19 protein-coding genes and 1 pseudogene are annotated in these 18,365 nt (G+C 69.6%); 5 read left to right on the top strand and 15 right to left on the bottom strand.

The features are described from left to right. Nucleotides 1–96: 96 nt before the first annotated feature. Together ACWEFB_RS15295 and ACWEFB_RS15290 are read right to left on the bottom strand one after the other, a co-directional pair. Nucleotides 97–279 (bottom strand): DUF397 domain-containing protein, encoded by a 183-nt coding sequence (locus tag ACWEFB_RS15295; protein WP_452285828.1) that lies wholly within the window; start codon nucleotides 277–279, stop codon nucleotides 97–99. After that, a complete protein-coding gene (locus ACWEFB_RS15290) occupies nucleotides 269–1,153 on the bottom strand; it encodes a helix-turn-helix domain-containing protein (RefSeq protein WP_452285826.1) in 885 nt (294 codons plus the stop codon). The genes ACWEFB_RS15295 and ACWEFB_RS15290 overlap by 11 nt, the downstream gene beginning before the upstream one ends. 203 nt (nucleotides 1,154–1,356) lie before the next feature. Here ACWEFB_RS15290 and ACWEFB_RS15285 point away from each other — a divergent pair, with 203 nt between their 5' ends. The 4 genes from ACWEFB_RS15285 to ACWEFB_RS15270 all read left to right on the top strand — a co-directional run bounded on the left by ACWEFB_RS15285 (nucleotide 1,357) and on the right by ACWEFB_RS15270 (nucleotide 4,562). Further along, nucleotides 1,357–1,587, top strand: coding sequence for a hypothetical protein (locus ACWEFB_RS15285; RefSeq protein ID WP_452285824.1), 231 nt, complete (start codon nucleotides 1,357–1,359; stop codon nucleotides 1,585–1,587). Beyond that, nucleotides 1,587–1,805 carry a hypothetical protein gene (locus ACWEFB_RS15280; RefSeq protein ID WP_452285822.1) on the top strand — a complete coding sequence of 73 codons (219 nt, stop codon included), beginning with the start codon at nucleotides 1,587–1,589 and terminating at the stop codon, nucleotides 1,803–1,805. Before ACWEFB_RS15285 ends, ACWEFB_RS15280 begins: the two co-directional genes overlap by 1 nt. Nucleotides 1,806–1,852: 47 nt before the next feature. After that, nucleotides 1,853–2,470: a GNAT family N-acetyltransferase gene (locus ACWEFB_RS15275; RefSeq protein ID WP_452285820.1), complete on the top strand. Its 618-nt coding sequence runs from the start codon at nucleotides 1,853–1,855 to the stop codon at nucleotides 2,468–2,470. Between the two features lie 187 nt (nucleotides 2,471–2,657). Next, nucleotides 2,658–4,562 (top strand): LamG-like jellyroll fold domain-containing protein, encoded by a 1,905-nt coding sequence (locus tag ACWEFB_RS15270; protein ID WP_452285818.1) that lies wholly within the window; start codon nucleotides 2,658–2,660, stop codon nucleotides 4,560–4,562. A gap of 45 nt (nucleotides 4,563–4,607) precedes the next feature. Here the strand turns inward: ACWEFB_RS15270 and ACWEFB_RS15265 are convergent, their stop codons facing one another. The 10 genes from ACWEFB_RS15265 to pgsA form a co-directional block, all read right to left on the bottom strand. Beyond that, the gene (locus ACWEFB_RS15265; protein ID WP_452285816.1) at nucleotides 4,608–5,807 is read right to left on the bottom strand and encodes a low temperature requirement protein A; all 1,200 of its coding nucleotides are present in this window, start codon (nucleotides 5,805–5,807) and stop codon (nucleotides 4,608–4,610) included. 110 nt (nucleotides 5,808–5,917) lie between these two features. Further along, nucleotides 5,918–6,322, bottom strand: a complete 405-nt coding sequence (locus ACWEFB_RS15260; protein ID WP_452285814.1) for a PIN domain-containing protein — start codon at nucleotides 6,320–6,322, stop codon at nucleotides 5,918–5,920. After that, nucleotides 6,319–6,531, bottom strand: coding sequence for a type II toxin-antitoxin system VapB family antitoxin (locus ACWEFB_RS15255; protein ID WP_452285812.1), 213 nt, complete (start codon nucleotides 6,529–6,531; stop codon nucleotides 6,319–6,321). The genes ACWEFB_RS15260 and ACWEFB_RS15255 overlap by 4 nt, the downstream gene beginning before the upstream one ends. A gap of 61 nt (nucleotides 6,532–6,592) precedes the next feature. Further along, nucleotides 6,593–7,342, bottom strand: a complete 750-nt coding sequence (locus ACWEFB_RS15250) for a YebC/PmpR family DNA-binding transcriptional regulator (protein WP_363597974.1) — start codon at nucleotides 7,340–7,342, stop codon at nucleotides 6,593–6,595. Between the two features lie 260 nt (nucleotides 7,343–7,602). Then, nucleotides 7,603–8,208 carry a pyridoxal 5'-phosphate synthase glutaminase subunit PdxT gene (gene pdxT / locus ACWEFB_RS15245; RefSeq protein WP_452285810.1) on the bottom strand — a complete coding sequence of 202 codons (606 nt, stop codon included), beginning with the start codon at nucleotides 8,206–8,208 and terminating at the stop codon, nucleotides 7,603–7,605. 25 nt (nucleotides 8,209–8,233) lie between these two features. After that, nucleotides 8,234–9,151: a pyridoxal 5'-phosphate synthase lyase subunit PdxS gene (gene pdxS / locus ACWEFB_RS15240; RefSeq protein ID WP_326559542.1), complete on the bottom strand. Its 918-nt coding sequence runs from the start codon at nucleotides 9,149–9,151 to the stop codon at nucleotides 8,234–8,236. A 242-nt stretch (nucleotides 9,152–9,393) separates the two neighbouring features. Next, nucleotides 9,394–9,960, bottom strand: coding sequence for a hypothetical protein (locus ACWEFB_RS15235; RefSeq protein WP_452285808.1), 567 nt, complete (start codon nucleotides 9,958–9,960; stop codon nucleotides 9,394–9,396). A gap of 83 nt (nucleotides 9,961–10,043) precedes the next feature. Further along, nucleotides 10,044–11,204 (bottom strand): glycosyltransferase family 4 protein, encoded by a 1,161-nt coding sequence (locus tag ACWEFB_RS15230; protein ID WP_326559544.1) that lies wholly within the window; start codon nucleotides 11,202–11,204, stop codon nucleotides 10,044–10,046. Between the two features lie 14 nt (nucleotides 11,205–11,218). Further along, nucleotides 11,219–12,151 carry a phosphatidylinositol mannoside acyltransferase gene (locus tag ACWEFB_RS15225; protein ID WP_452285806.1) on the bottom strand — a complete coding sequence of 311 codons (933 nt, stop codon included), beginning with the start codon at nucleotides 12,149–12,151 and terminating at the stop codon, nucleotides 11,219–11,221. A 37-nt stretch (nucleotides 12,152–12,188) separates the two neighbouring features. After that, the gene (pgsA, locus tag ACWEFB_RS15220) at nucleotides 12,189–12,839 is read right to left on the bottom strand and encodes a phosphatidylinositol phosphate synthase (RefSeq protein ID WP_452285804.1); all 651 of its coding nucleotides are present in this window, start codon (nucleotides 12,837–12,839) and stop codon (nucleotides 12,189–12,191) included. Between the two features lie 328 nt (nucleotides 12,840–13,167). Here pgsA and ACWEFB_RS15215 point away from each other — a divergent pair. After that, nucleotides 13,168–14,430, top strand: a pseudogene (locus ACWEFB_RS15215) (GTP-binding protein); the annotation flags it as partial. A 12-nt stretch (nucleotides 14,431–14,442) separates the two neighbouring features. Here ACWEFB_RS15215 and ACWEFB_RS15210 read toward each other — a convergent pair. The 3 genes from ACWEFB_RS15210 to thrS all read right to left on the bottom strand — a co-directional run bounded on the left by ACWEFB_RS15210 (nucleotide 14,443) and on the right by thrS (nucleotide 18,284). Beyond that, nucleotides 14,443–14,985, bottom strand: a complete 543-nt coding sequence (locus ACWEFB_RS15210; RefSeq protein WP_452285802.1) for an HIT family protein — start codon at nucleotides 14,983–14,985, stop codon at nucleotides 14,443–14,445. Between the two features lie 16 nt (nucleotides 14,986–15,001). Beyond that, nucleotides 15,002–16,060, bottom strand: a complete 1,059-nt coding sequence (locus tag ACWEFB_RS15205) for a pectinesterase family protein (protein ID WP_452285800.1) — start codon at nucleotides 16,058–16,060, stop codon at nucleotides 15,002–15,004. Nucleotides 16,061–16,253: 193 nt separating this feature from the next. After that, a complete protein-coding gene (thrS, locus tag ACWEFB_RS15200) occupies nucleotides 16,254–18,284 on the bottom strand; it encodes a threonine--tRNA ligase (RefSeq protein WP_452285798.1) in 2,031 nt (676 codons plus the stop codon). Between the last annotated feature and the right edge of the window lie 81 nt (nucleotides 18,285–18,365).

The following is an 18,365-nucleotide window of genomic DNA, read 5'->3' as shown; positions in this document are numbered from 1 at the left end:
CTCAGCGCGCGTGGATCATCGACTGGTGTGCGTCGCCCACCCGCGCGGGTACCACGACGCACACCGTCACGGGTGGGTCAGCCTCCGTAAGGCAGGTCAGCTTTGGTGGGGCAGGTCGGCGAGGAACGCACGCCACGCGTGGTCGGGGAATGCGAGCACCGGCCCGGCCTGGTCCTTGCTGTCTCGCACCGAAATCACCCCAGGCAGCCCAGCCACCTCGACGCAGTTGCCCTCGCCACCGGAGCGAGTCGACCTACGCCAGACACCGTCAGTACGCACTGTTGAACTCCTTGGCTATCGATGCGATCAACTCTCGTGATTCTTCCGGACCAAGCGCCTGCTCCGTAAGCGAGCGCCAGGCATCCTCGTAGGTGGCGATCTCATACGGCTTGTCGAGGTAGACCGCGCCGCACGGGCCATCCATGTAGACGGTCGCCGGCTCCGGTTCTCGAACGTTCTCGGTGGCGAAGTCCAGGATCGTGAACTGCCCGATCATCGCCCAGCGGCCCAGTCCGGCATTCAGTGGCAGGACCCGGATGCTCAGGTTGTGCCGCTGCCCCGCCGCTACCAGGTAGTCGAGCTGTCGGCCCATCGCCGCCCGGTCGCTCAGCGAACGGCGGAGCACGAACTCCGTCAAGATCACGTCGAGTTGCGGTCCCGGTGGTACTGCCCGAGCCAGGAGTCCTTGCCGCCGGATCCGGACGTCTGCCTTGGCACGGCGCTCCGCGTCCGGCATGTCCGGATGGTCGAGCCGCATGATTTCTTGCACGTACTCCACGGTCTGCAACAGGCCAGGGATCAGACTCGTCTCGTACTGCCGAATTCTGACGGCTGCTGCTTCCAGACCGATGTAGAGCTTGAACCAGTCTTTGACGGCTTCGCCGTAGCTGTGCCACCAGCCGCGTGACTTGGTTTCCCGGGCCAGGCCACGCAGCGTTTCGGTCCGCTCCGGCGTGGCGCCGTAGAGCCGGCACATCGCCTCGACGTCGTTCGGGTGCATCGGCACCTGGCCGGTCTCGTACCGCCAGATCCGGGGCACCGACCACTCCAAAGCCTTGGCCGCGGCGGTCGCGGTGATGTGCGCGTCGTCGCGAAGCTCCCTCAGATACCTACCGAGTTGCCTACGCGGGACGGTGCTCTCGTCAACGTCCACGTTATGTCCCCCTCTGCCGTTGCGTTAGGCGCCTCATTCCCCGGTGTCGATTGTGGTGCACGGGATTGCGCCAAGCCAAGGGCTCCCTGAAATATCTTTTGCAACTCGCCGATCCCCCACCCGGCGAGCACCGGCAGGGGCACGGGTGAATTCACCAACGCCACATTTCCCCACCCGTGCCCCTGCACGGAGAGACGAGGACGATGTTTCCCGAACTGCACCGGCGATTGATCCGCTTGGAGCGCGACGACTATCAGGACGGCGACCAACCACTGGTCGTCCGGGTCACCCGCGAGCCGACCTCGACCGACGATCCCGAGTGGTGTGACCTGCACGGCATCCAGATCGCCGGCAACGGCGACCGCCTCGGCGAGCGGCTTCTCCGGGTACGGACAAGCGCCCTGCGCGATCGACTCGAACCCGAGGGGCTGTGATGAGCGAAGATCATATGGCGGTACGACCCGCCTGGTCCTGCACCTGCGGAGCCGCCGAATGGCCGTGCGAACGGGCGCGAACTCTCCTTCTCCTCACCACTGATCGGATCAGCCTCGCCATGTTCGCCGCCGGCTGGATGACCGGTGCCGCCCGGGAGTTGCCGGACGTGACGCCGATCCAGCTTTTCGAGCGGTTCATGAAATGGACGCGCGAATAGCGCGTACACGAAAAAGCATCCATTATATCGAGCTGAAAGGATCCGTGTTGGCCACCACCACATCGGACCCGGAGCTGCGTGCGGCCGGCTTCGCCGACGTCTCCGGCATCAGCCACATCATGGCCGAGGTGTTCCGGCACGAGCCGGTCGCGCAGTGGCTGGTGCCCGACCCGGTCCAGCGTTACCCCGTGCTCTACGACCTCTTCGGTGAGCTGATCACGCACACCCTCGGGGCCGGGACGGTGCACGTCACCACCGAGCTATCCGCCGCCGCCCTCTGGCTGCCCCGGATCACCCCGCACCACCGACCGCCCGGCCTTGCCGACCTCCCCACCCGCCTGCGCGCCGCCGCCGGCCCGTACGCGCAACGGTTCCACCTGTTGGAGACCACGCTGGGCGGGCACCATCCGGGCGGTCCGCACCACCATTTGAGCTGGCTCGGGGTGCACCAGGTGCGGCGGTCGCGGGGGGTCGGCAGTGCGCTGCTCCGGCACCGGCACCGGATCCTCGACGCGGCCCGGGTCCCCGCCTACCTGGTCGCCGGGAGCGAGGCGGGCCGCGACTTCTGCCAACGGCACGGCTACGTCAGCGAGGGCCGGATCACCCTGCCGGACACAGGCCCCTCCCTCTGGCCCATGTGGCGCCCCCCGCGAGCCATCCCGTAGCCCATGATCCGGGAGGGTTCGGCTCGCCAGGACCGGCCGAACTCTTCGAGATCATGGGGAGGGTGCAGCCGCTGTAGCTGCGGATACTTCACTCGGCGTTCGGCTGGCGTTGCCCGTACTGGTGATCATCGTTCGGAGCTGTCGCCCCTAATGTGCCCGAACCTTCGTCACAGCTGGGAGCCCTGACATGCAAGAGCCTATTGATAATTCCCTTTCGCCCGTTCCGGGCGCCGCCAGCCGACGTACGTTCCTGCGGGGTGCCGGTCTGGTCGGTGCGGGCGCGGCGGCTGCCGGTGTACTCGGCGTCGCCGCGCAGCCCGCCCTCGCCGCCGACCAGGCCGCCGGCACCACCGCCACCGGCAACGGCAAGGTCGACCCGGAGAACCCCCGCTTCACGATCGCCATCATCCCGGACACGCAGTATCTCTTCGACGGTGACCGGGGTGACCCGGCCCCGCTGACCGCGAGCCTGCGGTACATCCTGGACCAGCGCGAGGAGCACAACATCGTCTTCGCCGCGCATCTCGGGGACGTGGTCGAGAACGCCGCCGCGTCCGAGCTGACCGCCGCGGGCAAGGTCTTCGAGATCTTCGACAAGCGCAAGATGCCGTACAGCGTGCTCGCCGGCAACCACGACATCGACTCGCGTACGGACGACCAGCGCGGGCCGAGCGCCTACCTCGACGTTTTCCCGCCGTCGCGGTTCGCCCCGCTCTCCACGTTCGGTGGGTCCACCCCCGACGGCTACAACACCTACCATCTCGTACGCGCAGCCGGCCGGGAGTGGCTCGTCTTCGCGCTGGACTGGCGGGCTTCCGCCGGCACCATCGCCTGGGCAAAGCAGGTTCTCGCCGCGCACCCCCGTACGCCGGCGATCCTCACCACCCACGAGGTCGCGTCGGCCGACGCGGCCGGCAAGGCCACGTTGTCGGCCTACGGCCAGTCGCTCTGGGACAACCTCGTCAAGGACAGCGACCAGATCTTCCTGACCCTCAACGGGCACTACTGGCCGTCGGGGCGGACCGTGCTCACCAACACCGCCGGGCACGACGTGCACGTGCACGTCACCGACTACCAGGACCGCTACTACGGCGGCAGCGCGATGATCCGGCTCTACCACTTCGACCTGGCCCGGAACACGATCGACGTGGAGACGCTGTCGCCGTGGATCCTCGGCAAGCCCGCCGAGCGGCGCAACCCGCTGGAGCAGGGTGAGATCGAGCTGACCGGCCCCGCCGACCGGTTCAGTCTCGCGATCGACTTCCCGGCCCGGTTCGCCGGCTTCGCCCCGGTGCCGGTGCCGCCGGTCCGCCCGGTGAAGGAAATGCTGGTCAAGGGGACCGTCGGCTACTGGCGGTTCGACCAGTCGTCGACCGACGGCGCCACCGTCCCGGATGGATACCGGGTCAACGACCTCTCCGGCAACGGCAACGACCTGACCCGGGTCACCCTCGCCGGCAGTGACGCCACCGCGCTGCGCTGGTCGACCGAGCACCACCCGGCCCAGCCGACCCGGTCGAGTCTCCGGTTCGCCGGCGGCAAGAAGCCGGCCCGGGGCGCCTACCTGCGTACGGGCGACGCCGCGCCGATGAACACGATGACCTTCACCGGCGGCTACACGATCGAGGCGTTCGTCAAGCTCCCCGCCGACGCCAAGTCGACCAACCACGCCTGGATGAGCGTGGTCAGCCGGTTCGGTGCGGGTGCCGACGCCGGCAAGACCGGTGGCGACCCGGCGGAACCGCTGGCGACGCTGTCGCTGTCGGACGGGATGGCGTTGCAGTGGGCGGTCTTCCCGACCAACCAGAACGACATCTCCACCAACTGGGGCCACGAGATGCGCACCGGTGAGTGGTTCCACGTCGCGGTGGTCAACGACGGCCAGCACACCGTCCTGTACGTCGACGGCGCCCCGCTGCTGCGCAACCCGAGCACCCCGGCGATCGGCCTGGCCACCTCGGGTGAACCGTGGTTCTTCGGCGCGTACCACTACGACCGGCTGATCGAGCAGGGCTTCTACGGCTGGCTCGGTGACGTACGCATCGTCAACCACGCCCTGCCGGTGGCCCGCTTCATGAACGCCACCGCCTGACGGCAGCGTCTTCGGGTGGACGGCGGGGCGATCCGCCGTCCACCCCTAGATGGCGGGTGACGGAGACTCGGGGGGACGGCCGCGTGCCCGGAGGACGTCGGCGACGGCGACCCCGGTCAGGACCAGGGTGGCCACGATCGCGATCCCGAGCGGCGGGACGAGGATCATGATCGGGGCGGCGATCACCAGTACGAGCAACGCCACCCACCGGGAGGGGGACACCCGGCTGAACACCTCGTACTCGAATCTGGCCCGGCCGAGCAGGAACAGCACCGGCCCGCCGAGGAGGACACCGATCATGCCCGCGGTGCTGTCCCCGGTGGGGTGGTGGATGACGGCTTCCGCCCCGGCCGCGGCGACGACCACACCGGCCACCATCAACAGGTGGGTGTAGGGCGCGGACCGCATGAGGCGGCCGGGGTCGCGGGACGACTCGATCGCCGCCTGCAACAGCGCTCCGGCCCGCTGGACGTAGATCTGCCAGAGCAGCACGGCGTTGGCGAACCCGACCACGAACGCGGCGGTCCGGGCCGGGGCGAAACCGGTCCCGGCGTACGTCAGGCTGGTGACCAGGATGAGATCGCCCAGCGCGAGGGTGAAGAACTGCTGGTAGCGCTCGGCCAGGTGTTCGGCCGCCAACCGGTACTGCGGCCTGGGCACGCGGCCGAGCCACGGGGTGGGATAACGCAGCAGCGCCGCCAGGTAGTCGACGGTGAGCGCGAACGCCCACAGCAGCCCGCGCGCGGTGCCCGCCACAACGGCTCCGACCAGCCACGGTACGGCCGAGACGAGGAACCAGAAGAAGAAGCGGCCGGCGTGCCGGCGTACCTCCCGGCCCTGGAGTGCCGGGGTGAGGAAGAGGCTGCGGCCGAGGTGGATCGCCACGTACGCGCCCGCGAAGACGGCGGCGCTGTGGCTGAAGGCGGCCGGCAGTGCGGCGGCCATCAGCATGGTGCCGAACATGACCGAGATGGTCATCGGGTAGATCGGTGGGTGCTGGGTCAGGTAGAGGTCGGTGGTGAGGGCGGTGACGGACCAGACCCACCAGACCGCCATCAGCAGCACCAGGCTCTGGAAGGCTCCGGTCCAGCTCAGATCGGCGGAGAGCTTCTGCGAGGTCAGGGCGAGGGCGGCGACGAAGACGAGGTCGAGAAACAGCTCCAGCAGGGTGGCCCGCTGGGGCCCGCCGGCCTGGCGGTTCAATCCCACCGCCCGGTCGACGGTCACCGGCCGCCGCAGTCGCAACTAGACAAAATACCCCCTCTCCGAGTAATGGTATGAAATGCCACATCGTTCGGATGCCCGTTGAGGGCGACGAGAGGCTTTCACATCACGGAGAGGGCGGGCTTGCTCGGCTATGTCGCCGAGCCGACGCGCTCCTGCTGGAACTGTGGCACCACACTGGCCACTGTCTCGAAATCAGCGTCCTGATGAAGAACGACAAGCTTCAGCTTGATGGCGGTCGCGACGATCAGATGGTCGGCGACCGAGAGTCCCTGGTGGGCACTGCGTGCGGCGAGTTCGAGCCGTACCGCGCTCACGAGTCGCCAGGCGTCGTCGGGGACCGGTACCCACGGGTACAAGTCCCGTAGCCCTTCCTCCACCCGCTCGTGGCTCTTGGCATCGGCGATGGTCAGCGTCTCCACGAGTACGGGCTCGCAGATAGCGATCAGGCCCCGAGTCGCCAGATCGGACCACTGGGGTTCGACCTGGCGACGCAGGACCCTGACCAACGCACTTGTGTCGATGAGGTACTTCACTGATCCAGCTCGTCGAGCCGATCGAAGTGGAAACCGCCCTCATCCGCGATCTGCTGGAGATCCGCCAATGCCCGCTGCCGACGCTCCCGACTTCCCTCGACCGCCTGTCGCAGCGCCTCGGTCACCGTGTCCTTCTTCGTGGACGTGCCGAGTGCGACCGTGGCCTCCGCCAGAAGGTCCTCGTCGAGGTCCAACAGAGTCTTCGCCATGAGTCACCTCCTGCCGGAAGGATATACCGGGGCGCGCCGTATATACGGACGGAGCGACGAACTAGTCGACGGCGGCCATGACCTCGTCGGAGATGTCGAAGTTGCCGTAGACGTTCTGCACGTCGTCGGAGTCCTCCAGCGCGTCGATCAGCTTGAAGATCTTCCGCGCGCCGTCCTCCTCGAGCGGGATGGTGACGCTCGGGACCAGGGACGACTCGGCCGACTCGTACTCCATGCCGGCTTCCTGGAGCGCGGTACGGACCGCGACCAGGTCGGTCGGCTCGGAGATGACCTCGAACGCCTCGCCCAGGTCGTTGACCTCCTCGGCACCGGCGTCGAGGACCGCGAGCAGGACGTCGTCCTCGGTCAGCCCCGCCTTCGGCACGATCACCACACCCTTGCGGGTGAACATGTACGACACCGAGCCGGCGTCGGCGAGCGAGCCGCCGTTACGGGTGAGCGCCGTGCGTACCTCGGTCGCGGCCCGGTTGCGGTTGTCGGTGAGGCACTCGATCAGGAGCGCGACGCCGTTGGGGCCGTAGCCCTCGTACATGACCGTCTGCCAGTCGGCGCCGCCGGCCTCCAGGCCGGAGCCGCGCTTGACCGCGCGGTCGATGTTGTCGTTCGGGACCGAACTCTTCTTCGCCTTCTGGATGGCGTCGTAGAGGGTCGGGTTGCCGGTCGGGTCACCGCCGCCGGTACGCGCCGCCACCTCGACGTTCTTGATCAACTTGGCGAACATCTTGCCGCGCTTGGCGTCGATGACCGCCTTCTTGTGCTTGGTCGTCGCCCACTTTGAGTGGCCGGACATCTGTTACCTCCGTCGCTAACCCACGCGTCAACAGTCGACTGCCCGCTCATCTTCCCGGCGATATCGCCGATTTCGCGACAATCAGGCCGGGTGAAGATCCGCTGTCGGCTCTGGGCGGAAGGCGATTGGAGCAGACTGCCCGGCCGAACCCGGCAATCCTACCGGCGCGACCCGCCCGGCCGTCACACCCCGTCAGGCGGTGGCGTTGCACGCGGCCCGACGGCGGTGCTCCCACCCGCCGACATCGCCGGCGCAGCGGTTCAGGCGGTGGCTTCCCGGACCAGGTCCACGAAGTACTGGTGCACCCGCAGATCCCCGGTCAGCTCCGGGTGGAACGAGGTGGCGAGCAGGTTTCCCTGCCGTACCGCGACGATCCGGTTCGCCGCCGGACCCTCGGTCACCCGGCCCAGCACCTGCACCCCGTCACCCACCCGCTCCACCCAGGGAGCCCGGATGAAAACGGCGTCGAACCGGGGACCGGGCACACCGGTGATCTCCACCGGGGCCTCGAACGAGTCGACCTGCCGGCCGAACGCGTTGCGCCGGACGGTCATCTCGATCCCGTCGAAGCCGCGCTGGTCGAGTCGCCCGTCGAGGACCTCGGTCGCCAGCATGATCATGCCGGCGCAGGAGCCGTAGACCGGCATGCCGTCGGTGATCCGCTTGCGGATCGGTTCGAGCAGCTCGAACTCGGCGACCAGCTTGCTCATCGTGGTGGACTCGCCGCCCGGGATGACCAGGGCGTCGACGTCGTCCAGCTCCGAGGGCCGGCGGATCGGCCGGGCGATCGCGTCGTCGGTGCTGGCCAGGGCCAGCAGGTGCTCGCGTACGTCACCCTGCAACGCGAGCACGCCGATGGTGGTCATCTGCCGCTCCCGTTTGCTACCGGGTTCACCAGCCACGCTCGGCGAGGCGGTGCGGCTGCGGGATCTCGTCGACGTTGATGCCGACCATCGCCTCGCCCAGCCCGCGGGAGACCTTCGCCAGCACGTCCGGGTCGTCGTGGAAGGTGGTCGCCTTGACGATCGCGGCGGCCCGCTGCTCCGGGTTGCCGGACTTGAAGATCCCCGAACCGACGAAGACCCCCTGGGCGCCGAGCTGCATCATCATCGCGGCGTCCGCCGGGGTCGCGATGCCTCCGGCGGTGAAGAGTACGACCGGCAGCTTGCCCGTCTCGGCCACCTCACGGACCAGCTCGTACGGCGCCTGGAGCTCCTTGGCCGCGACGTAGAGCTCGTCCGGGGCGAGCGAGCCGAGGCGGCGGATCTCGCCCAGGATCTTGCGCATGTGGGTGGTCGCGTTGGAGACGTCACCGGTGCCGGCCTCGCCCTTGGAGCGGATCATCGCCGCACCCTCGGTGATCCGGCGCAGTGCCTCGCCCAGGTTCGTCGCCCCGCAGACGAACGGAACGGTGAACGCCCACTTGTCGATGTGGTTGGCGTAGTCGGCCGGGGTCAGCACCTCGGACTCGTCGACGTAGTCGACGCCGAGCGCCTGGAGCACCTGGGCCTCGACGAAGTGGCCGATCCGGGCCTTGGCCATCACCGGGATGGAGACCGCGTTGATGATGCTGTCGATCATGTCCGGGTCGCTCATCCGGGAGACACCGCCCTGGGCCCGGATGTCGGCCGGCACCCGCTCCAGCGCCATCACCGCGACCGCACCGGCGTCCTCGGCGATCTTCGCCTGCTCGGCGGTGACCACGTCCATGATCACGCCGCCCTTGAGCATCTCGGCCATCCCGCGCTTGACTCGGGCACTGCCGACAACGGGGCTGGCGGACTCTGGCTGCACGGCGGAATCGGACACGCTCAGTCACTCCTCAGGGGCGGGATTCACATTCCGCAACCGATGTTACGCGCGCCCAACGCCCCGCCCCACAGCCAATCAACCCCCCCGTGGCCTCCCCTGTGCCCAACCTCACCCCACCCCAGGACCCGTCCCGAGCCCCACCCCGACCGCCCGTCGATCTTGCACTTGTGGTCGTGGACAAAATCGAACTTTCACCACAATCCGGGAGCCACAACTGCAAGATCGTCCGAGGGGGTGGGTCAGGCGGGGGCGGGGCGGTTGTCGGGGGTCGGGGCGGGTTGGGGTAGGGGGGGTGGTGGGGGTGGTGGTGATGGGGTGGAGGGGAGGGGGTGGAGGGTGGGGTCGTCGACGTCGAAGTAGGTGGGGCGCTCGTGCTTGCGGGCCATCCGGAGCAGGCGTACGACGGGGCGACGGCGGGCGGTCAGCGCGTCGCGTACGAGATCGGTGTGGACCTGGCGGGCCAGGCCGAGCCGGCGGCTGGCCGCGATCACCGACTCGGCGGCCGGGTCGTCCGCCGAGATCGGGGTGAAGCGGAGCTGGCGGGTGAGGTCGTTCTCGGCCGCCTCACGCTCCTCGGGTCCGGCGTCGAGCGCGATCCGGGCCGCCGCGTAGAGCTCCACCGAGAGGTGCTCCTCGGCCAGCACCGCCGCGGCGGCGGCCCGGCGCAGCAGGTGCGCGTCGAGGGACCGGGCGGCCGAGGCGACCCGGATGTGGAGCCGGTCGACCCGACCGGCCGTCCAGGACAGGTACACCGCGATCAGGCCGATCACGGCGACAGCACCCACCAACCACCACATGTGCGGCATCGTCGTGCGGCTCCCTCATCCCGTCCGGCCGGAGGCGCGTGTACGCCGCCGGCACCTGCATGCGAGCCGACCGCCGTCCCGGCTCAGCGTGGCCCCACCCACTCCTGGTCGATCACCCGTCCGTCGGTGGCCTCGATCGCAGCTGCGTATACCTCCAGAACCCGGCGGGCAACCATCGGCCAGTCGAACATCGCCACGACCTCCCGCGCGCAGGCCGACAGGGCCGCCCGGCGCTCCCGGTCGTCGAGCAGTTCGACGAGCGTACGACGCAGCGCCTGGGCGTCACCGGTGGGGAAGAGCTGCCCGGCCCGGCCCCCGTCCAGCACCCGGCGGAACGCGTCCAGGTCACTGGCGACGATGGCGGCTCCGGCGGCCATCGCCTCGGTGAGGATCATGCCGAACGACTCGCCACCGGTGTTCGGTGCGACGTAAACGTGCACACTGCGCAGCATGCGTGCTTTGTCCGCCTCGGAGACCAGGCCGAGGAAGGTGATCCGATCGCGCAGCTCCGCCGGGACGTCCTCCATCAGCTCGGTCGGCTCGCCCGGCCCGGCCACCAGCAGACGCAGGCCGGGGCGTTCGGCGGCGAGCGCCACGAACGCCTCCCGGAGCAGGGCGAAACCCTTGCGCGGCTCGGTGAACCGGCCGAGGAAACCGATCGTGCCGCCGGTGCCGGGCGCGCACTCCCCCGGCCACCCCGGCAACGGCTCGGCGTCGGCGAACTTCGCCACCGCCACCCCGTTGGGGATCTCCACCGCGCCGCCGTCGAGGTGCTCCACCTGCACCTTGCGGGCCAGCGCGCTGACCGCGATCCGGGCGGTGATCCGCTCCAGCACGATCTGGAGCATGCCCTGGGCCGCGGCGAGCGCCCTGGACCGGGTCATCGCGGTGTGGAAGGTCGCCACCACCGGACCCCGCGCCGACATCACGGCCAGCAGCGACAGGCTCAGCGCCAGCGGCTCGTGCACGTGCAGTACGTCGAAATCGCCCCGGGCGATCCACCTGCGTACCCGGGCGGTCGAAACCGGGCCGAAGGTGATCCGGGCCACCGACCCGTTGTACGGGAAGGGCACCGACCGGCCCGCCGTCACCACGTACGCCGGCAGCGGGGAGTCCTCGTCCGCCGGGGCGAGCACGCTCACCTCGTGTCCGAGACCGATCAGGGCCTCGGCCAGATCCATGATGTGGTTCTGCACCCCGCCCGGCACGTCGAAGGAGTACGGGCACACGATGCCGATCCGCACTTGCGCCCTCCCCCTCAGGCCGGCCCGGGGGCGGCTGGTGTCACCGGGTCCGAGGGTGCCCGATCCCCGTCGGCCAACCACATCCGCTGCAACATGTGCCAGTCTTCCGGATGCTGGGCGATACCGGCCGCGAGATGGTCGGCAATGTCCTGGGTCAGCGCCCGTACCCGCTCGGTGAGGGTGCCGCTGTCCGGGTCCGGCAACTCCAGCGGGCCGATCAGCTCGGCGAGCGCCTTGTCCGGTTCGTACCACATCGAGGCGACGTAGAGCGGGGCCCCCGTACTGAGGGCGAGCAGGGCCGGACCGGCCGGCATCCGGGTACGGGCACCGAAGAACCGGACCTCGATCCCCCGGCGGGTCAGGTCCCGGTCGGCGAGCAGCGGCACCACGTGCCCCTGACGCACCCGCTCGGCGAGGATGTCGAACGGCGGCTGCTGCCCCCCGGTGAGCGGGATGATCTCCATGCCGAGCCCCTGACGGAACTCCAGGAACCGGGTGTAGATCGCCTCCGGCTTGAGCCGCTCGGCGACCGTGGTGATCGGCCAACCCATCGCCGCCACCCAGGCACCGGCCGCGTCCCAGTTGCCCCCGTGCGGCAACGCGATCACCGCGCCCCGCCCGGCGGCCACGTCGGCGGCCAGCATCTCGGTCCCGACCAGCTCGAACGTGGCCAGCCGCTGGGCGTGCGACAGCGACGGCAACCGGAACAGCTCCAGCCAGTAACGCGCGTACGAGCGCAGCCCACGCCGTACGAGCTGGTCGAACTCGGCCTGCGGCAGGTCCGGGCCGACGACCTGGCGCAGGTTGTTCGCCAGCCGCTTCACCCCGGGGCCACCCTGCCGGTACGCCCGGTCGGCGCCGAGCCGGAACACGGCGGCGGCCAGCGGCCTGGGCACCGTACGGGTGATCCGCCAGCCGGCCAGATAGCCCAGCTCGACCAGATTCACCCGACCACGATCCCGGCACTCGGTCCGATCATCCGCCTCACCGGTCCACGCTCGACTCGGTCGGCTGGGCCGGCTGAGCCTGCTGGGCCGCCTGGCGGTAGACGTGGGTCATCCGCTGTCCGACGGTGAAGACGGACACCGCGGCCAGCAGCCAGAGCGCGACGGTCAGCGCGTGCGGGACCCCGGCGCCCTGGATGATGCCGCCGATCCCGACGATGATCAGGCGCTCGGTGCGTTCGGCGATGCCCACGTTCGCGGTCATCCCGAGCCCCTCGGCCCGAGCCTTCACGTAGGAGACGACACCACCGGCGACCAGGCAGACCAGCGCGCCGGCCACCCCCCACTGGTCACCCTCGCTGGCGAGCCAGAAGGCCACCGCCCCGAAGACGGCACCGTCGGCTACCCGGTCCATGCTCGAATCGAGGAAGGCGCCGAACTTGGTGGAGCCACCGGACATCCGCGCCATCGTCCCGTCGAGCAGGTCGGTGAGCGCGAAGAAGGTGACGATGATGGCACCGGTGACGAGGTAGCCGCGGGCGCCGAAGCCGAGGGCTCCGATCAGCACCCCGACGGTGCCCGTCACCGTTACCGCATTGGGGGTCACGCCGCGGCGCAGCAGCGCGCGGGCGACCGGTTCGATGACGCGGGCCAGACCCGCGCGGGCAGATACTTGGAAGATCTTCGCCATGGCGGTCTCACGATAACGGTCGCCGCGCCGATCGTGGTAAGCCCGGTGGTGTCACTTGCCGCAGCGGGGTTGTGTACCGTCCGCCGCGGGTGTGGGATCGGACAGGGGAACGTGAGCTAGGTCACGCAACAAAACTACATGTTCCCGGCATCGGGCAGGCTACCCCAGGAAATCGCCGCGGGGCGCCCGGGCCGCTTTCCGCCGGGATCCGCCCCGGTGCGGTTCCACCCGGTCGCCAGCGCGGCGCCCACCACCAACCACCGGCACGTCGTCGCAGGCCGGCGACGTGTCGTCAGCGACCGGCCACCGGCAGAGGGAGGAGCGCCCGATGGCGCAGAAGAGTCAGGACAAGGGCGGCACCGGCCTCGCGCCGATGGCGGACGAACCCGCCAACATCCGCAACGTGGTCCTCGTCGGCCACTCCGGCGGTGGCAAGACCACCCTGGTCGAGGCGCTGCTCGCGGCCACCGGCACGATCAGCCGGGCCGGTACGGTCACCGACGGCAGCACCGACCACGACCCCGCGACCGTACGCCAGCAGCGCTCGGCCGCTCTCGCCTGCACAACGTTCCGGCACGACGGGATCAAGGTCAACCTGCTGGACACCCCCGGTGACGCCGACCTCCTCGGTGAGGTGCGGGCCGGTCTGCGCGCAGCCGACGCGGCCCTGTTTGTCGTCTCCGCGGCCGGCGGAATGGACGCGACCACGGTCGACCTCTGGGAGGAGTGCGCGGAGGTCGGCCTGCCCCGCGCCGTCGCCGTCTCCCGGCTGGACCACCCCAAGGCCGACTTCGACGAGGCGGTGGCACTGTGCCAGCGGCTCTTCGGCGACAACGTCGCTCCGCTGTACCTGCCGATGCTCGGCGACGACGGCGTGTCGGTGGCCGGTCTGCTCGGTCTCATCACCCGCCGGGTCTTCGACTACTCCGACGGCCTTCCGGCGGACGTACGCGACCCCGACCCGCAGCACGTACCCGCCATCGGCGAGTCCCGCGACGAGCTGATCGAGGGAATCCTCGCCGAGAGCGAGAACGAAACCCTGCTGGACCGCTACCTCGATGGCGAGGAGATCGCCGTCGACGTACTCATAGACGACCTGGAGACCGCCGTCGCGCGCGGACACCTCCACCCGGTGGTGCCGGTCTGCGCCGAGACCGGCGTCGGGCTCGACGCCCTGATCGAGGTGCTGACCTCCGCCCTCCCCTCGCCGCTGGAGCACGACCCGCCCGTGGTCACCGGCGTGGACGGCTCGCCCCGGCCGCCGCTGCCCTGCGACCCGGACGGCCCGCTGGTCGCCGAGGTGGTCACCACAACCGCCGACGGGTACGCCGAGCGGGTGTCCCTGGTCCGGGTCTTCTCCGGCACGCTCCGCCCCGATCAGGCGGTGCACGTGTCCGCACCCGGGACGGCCGGACGCGACCACCCCGACATCGAGATCGAACGCCTCCACACCCCGCTCGGCACGGCGCTGCACGAGGTGTGCGCCTGCGTCGCCGGGGACATCTGCGCGATCACCACCTCCGGCGACATCGAGGCCGGCGACACCATCTCCGCCAGGGAGGTCCCGCTACGGGTCGAGCGGGGGGAAATGGTCTGACCACCGTTAGGGCCAGGCGGTGGTGAGCAGGTTGCGGGTGTCGGTCAGCAGCTGGGGCAGGACCTTGGTCCGGCCGATCACGGGCATGAAGTTGGCGTCGCCGCCCCACCGGGGCACCACGTGCTGGTGCAGGTGGGCGGCGATGCCGGCACCGGCCACCCCGCCCTGGTTCATCCCGATGTTGAAACCGTGCGCGCTGCTGACCTTGCGGATCACCCGCATCGCGGTCTGCGTGTGGTCGGCGAGTTCGGCGGTCTCCTCGGTGTCCAGCTCGGTGTAGTCGGCCACGTGCCGGTACGGGCAGACCAGCAGGTGCCCCGGGTTGTACGGGTACAGGTTCAGCACCACGAAGACCCGCTCGCCCCGGGCGACCACCAGGCTGTCGTCGCCCTCCCTGCCCGGTGCCAGGCAGAACGGGCACCCGGACGGTTTCTCGTATCCCTCGGCCGGCTGGTCCTGCCCGGAGATGTACGTCATCCGGTGCGGGGTCCAGAGCCGATCCAATCCGTCCGACAATCCGGTGTCCGTGTGCCGCGCCGCCCCTGTCACACCGGTGATCCTACGTTCAGCGTCGCGGATCCCACCCGTCCGTACCTGCCAGGTAGGCGCTCGGGGTCAGCGCGGCGGCCTGGGCGGCGGTGAGCTGCGGCCGGTCGGTTCCGGAGGCCGCACCGGGGCCACGGTTGCGGTACTCGGCGTAGCGGGCGTCGCGCCAGGACCAGGTGCCGAAGTCGGTCCACGGGGCCGGGTTGACGTGGGCGCCGAGGGTGCTGTCCCGGATCACCGTCTGGGCGATGGCGAGCGGGTCGTTGCTCGGGTGCCAGGGGCGGCCGAGGTAGACGGTGCCGGGCGCCACGGTGCCGGTGAACCTGCTGTCGACGAAGAGGAAGCCGTACGGGTTGGCGGTGTCGGTGCTGGCCGCGGTGACGTACCCGTTGTTGGTGGTCGATGCGCGGTCGAGTGAGCGGATCTCGCACCGGTCGAAGACGGCGGTCCCCCGGCCGAAGATGAAGTCGACGTCTCCCTCGACATAGCACTTGCGGAAGTAGGCGCGGCTGAAGGTGGCCACGTCGGGACTGTTCACGTAGAGGGTGTCCTGGTTGCCGAGGAACCGGCAGTTGTCGAAGACCAACCGGTCCGCCCGGGTCAGTACGGCCACCGCCTGCTCGCCGCTGGTGCCGGGGTTCGCCGCCTCGTCGAAGTCGTTGGCGAAGGTGAGGTTGCGGGCACTGAAGTCGGCGCCGGAGATGGTGACCGAGGCGCTGCCCGAGGTGCCCCAGGTGCCGCCGTCGGGGCGGGGCGTGCCGTTGGCCCGGTTGTCGACGATCACCACCTGGCCGGGGTCGGCGCCCTGACCACGGAAGACCAGGTACGGCTTGTCGGCGGGGATGATCACCTGGCCGACGTACCGGCCGGGTTTGATCTTGATGGTGAAGGTCGACGGGTTCCCGGCCGGCACCAGGTCGACGGCGGCCTGGATGCTCGTCACGTCACCACTCCCGTCGGCGGCAACCGTCAGGTACGGCCCCGGCCACCCCCACGCCTCCCGCCGCCCGAGCGTGAGCGGCCCGGCAACGCCCACCCCGGTGGCGAGCCCAGCCGCAAGCAGAGTCCTACGTCGCATACGCGCACACCACCCCGGTCCAGGAAAGGGCTTTCCTCACCAGGGCAGACTACGAACCCCAACAACCCCCGTCAATGCCCCACCCCCGCTCACCCAGGGCGTTGATCATGAAGTTAGCGCGTTTTCGATCTTCTCCAGTGTCGCTAACTTTATGATCAACGCGACGGGGTGGGGGTGGGGTGGGGGTGGGAGGTTAGGCAGTGGGGCCGGTGTTGGTGCGGGAGCGGACTACGTCGACCACGTGGGCGACGGCTTCGGCCAGGGGGATGCCGTTGCGCTGGGAGCCGTCGCGGTAGCGGAAGGAGATTGAACCCGCCTCGACGTCGGAGTCGCCGGCGATCGCCATGAACGGGATCTTCTGCTGCTGGGCGGTACGGATCTTCTTCTGCATCCGGTCGTCGGAGCTGTCCACCTCGGCCCGGATCCCCTGGTCACGCAGTGCCTCGACAAAGTCGGCCAGGTAGCCGGAGTGCTCCTCCCGGATCGGGATGCCGACCACCTGCACCGGCGCCAGCCAGGCCGGGAACGCTCCGGCGTAGTGCTCGGTCAGCACCCCGAAGAACCGCTCGATCGAGCCGAAGAGGGCACGGTGGATCATGACCGGGCGCTGCCGGCTGCCGTCGGAGGCCTGGAACTCCAGACCGAAGCGCTCCGGCAGGTTGAAGTCGACCTGGATGGTGGACATCTGCCAGGTACGGCCGATCGCGTCCTTCACCTGCACCGAGATCTTCGGGCCGTAGAACGCCGCGCCGCCCGGGTCGGGCACCAGGTCCAGCCCGGACTCCTCGGCCGCCGACCGCAGCGCCTCGGTGGCCCTCTCCCAGTTCTCGTCGGTGCCGACCGACTTCTCCGGGTTGCGGGTGGACAGCTCCAGGTAGAAGTCGTCCAGGCCGTAGTCGCGCAGCAGGTCGAGCACGAAGCTCAGCAGCGACTTCAGCTCGCCGGCCATCTGCTCGCTCGTGCAGTAGATGTGCGCGTCGTCCTGGGTCATACCGCGTACCCGGGTGAGGCCGTGCACCACGCCGGACTTCTCGAACCGGTAGACCGAGCCGAACTCGAACAGCCGCAGCGGCAGTTCGCGGTAGGAGCGACCCCGGGCCCGGTAGATCAGGTTGTGGAACGGGCAGTTCATCGGCTTGAGGTAGTAGTCCGCGCCCTCGACCGACATGGGCGGGTACATGCCGTCGGCGTACCACTGGAGGTGGCCGGAGGTCTCGAACAGGTGGCCCTTGGTGATGTGCGGGGTGTTGACGAACTCGTACCCGGCCCGCTCGTGCCGCTGCCGGGAGTAGTTCTCCATCTCCCGCCGGATGATCCCGCCCTTGGGGTGGAAGACCGCCAGGCCCGAGCCGATCTCGTCGGGGAAGCTGAACAGGTCGAGGTCCGAGCCGAGCTTGCGGTGGTCGCGCCGGGCGGCCTCCTCCAACAGCTTCAGGTACGCCTTGAGCGCGTCCCGGGTCGGCCAGGCGGTCCCGTACACCCGCTGGAGCTGCGGGTTCTTCTCCGACCCGCGCCAGTACGCGGCGGCGGAGCGCATCAGCTTGAACGCGCCGATCAGCCGGGTGGTGGGCAGGTGCGGTCCCCGGCACAGGTCGGACCAGCAGACCTTGTCGGTGCTGGCGTCGACGTTGTCGTAGATGGTGAGGTCACCGGCACCGACCTCCATCACCTCGCCCGCGTCCAGTCCGGCCCCACCGGCCGAGTCGCCGGCACCCTTGACCTCGATCAACTCCAGCTTGTACGGCTCGTCGGCCAGCTCCGTACGGGCGGCGTCCAGGGTGTCGAAGCGACGGCGGCGGAACCGCTGCCCGGACTTGACGATCTCCTGCATCCGCTTCTCGAGCTTCTCGAGGTCCTCGGGCTGGAACGGCTTCGCCACGTCGAAGTCGTAGTAGAACCCGTTCTCGATCGGCGGGCCGATGCCGAGCTTCGCCTCCGGGAAGATGTCCTGTACGGCCTGGGCCAGGACGTGCGCGGTGGAGTGGCGCAGCACCTTCAGCCCGTCCGGGGAGTCCAGGCTGACCGGCTCGACGGCGGTGTCGACCTCGGGTGCCCAGTCGAGGTCACGTAGTTGGCCGGTGCCGTCGTCGGTCACCTCCCGGACGACCACGATCGCCTTCGGGCCGGCCGCCGGCAGACCTGCCGCGGCCACCGCGTCGGCCGCCGTGGTCCCGGCCGCGACGACGACCGGGTCAGCCACGACAGGGGTACGGGATGCGGACACGGTGTGCTCCTTCAATTAAGACATAACGGGCATCGCCCGTGGATCGGCTATCCGATGCTATCGGTCCTGCTTTTACGCCTC

This window comes from Micromonospora sp. NPDC004704, assembly GCF_053601675.1.
The sequence above is the reverse complement of the archived record's forward strand: the minus strand, read 5'-3'. Positions and strand labels throughout refer to the sequence as shown.

Coding starts and splice junctions, on each gene's coding strand:
- ACWEFB_RS15285 (WP_452285824.1), top strand. CDS start 1,357: ATGTTTCCCGAACTGCACCGGCGATTGATCCGCTTGGAGCGCGACGAC.
- ACWEFB_RS15250 (WP_363597974.1), bottom strand. CDS start 7,342: ATGTCCGGCCACTCAAAGTGGGCGACGACCAAGCACAAGAAGGCGGTC.
- ACWEFB_RS15255 (WP_452285812.1), bottom strand. CDS start 6,531: ATGGCGAAGACTCTGTTGGACCTCGACGAGGACCTTCTGGCGGAGGCC.
- ACWEFB_RS15270 (WP_452285818.1), top strand. CDS start 2,658: ATGCAAGAGCCTATTGATAATTCCCTTTCGCCCGTTCCGGGCGCCGCC.
- ACWEFB_RS15205 (WP_452285800.1), bottom strand. CDS start 16,060: ATGCGACGTAGGACTCTGCTTGCGGCTGGGCTCGCCACCGGGGTGGGC.
- pgsA (WP_452285804.1), bottom strand. CDS start 12,839: ATGGCGAAGATCTTCCAAGTATCTGCCCGCGCGGGTCTGGCCCGCGTC.
- pdxT (WP_452285810.1), bottom strand. CDS start 8,208: ATGACCACCATCGGCGTGCTCGCGTTGCAGGGTGACGTACGCGAGCAC.
- ACWEFB_RS15235 (WP_452285808.1), bottom strand. CDS start 9,960: ATGCCGCACATGTGGTGGTTGGTGGGTGCTGTCGCCGTGATCGGCCTG.
- ACWEFB_RS15280 (WP_452285822.1), top strand. CDS start 1,587: ATGAGCGAAGATCATATGGCGGTACGACCCGCCTGGTCCTGCACCTGC.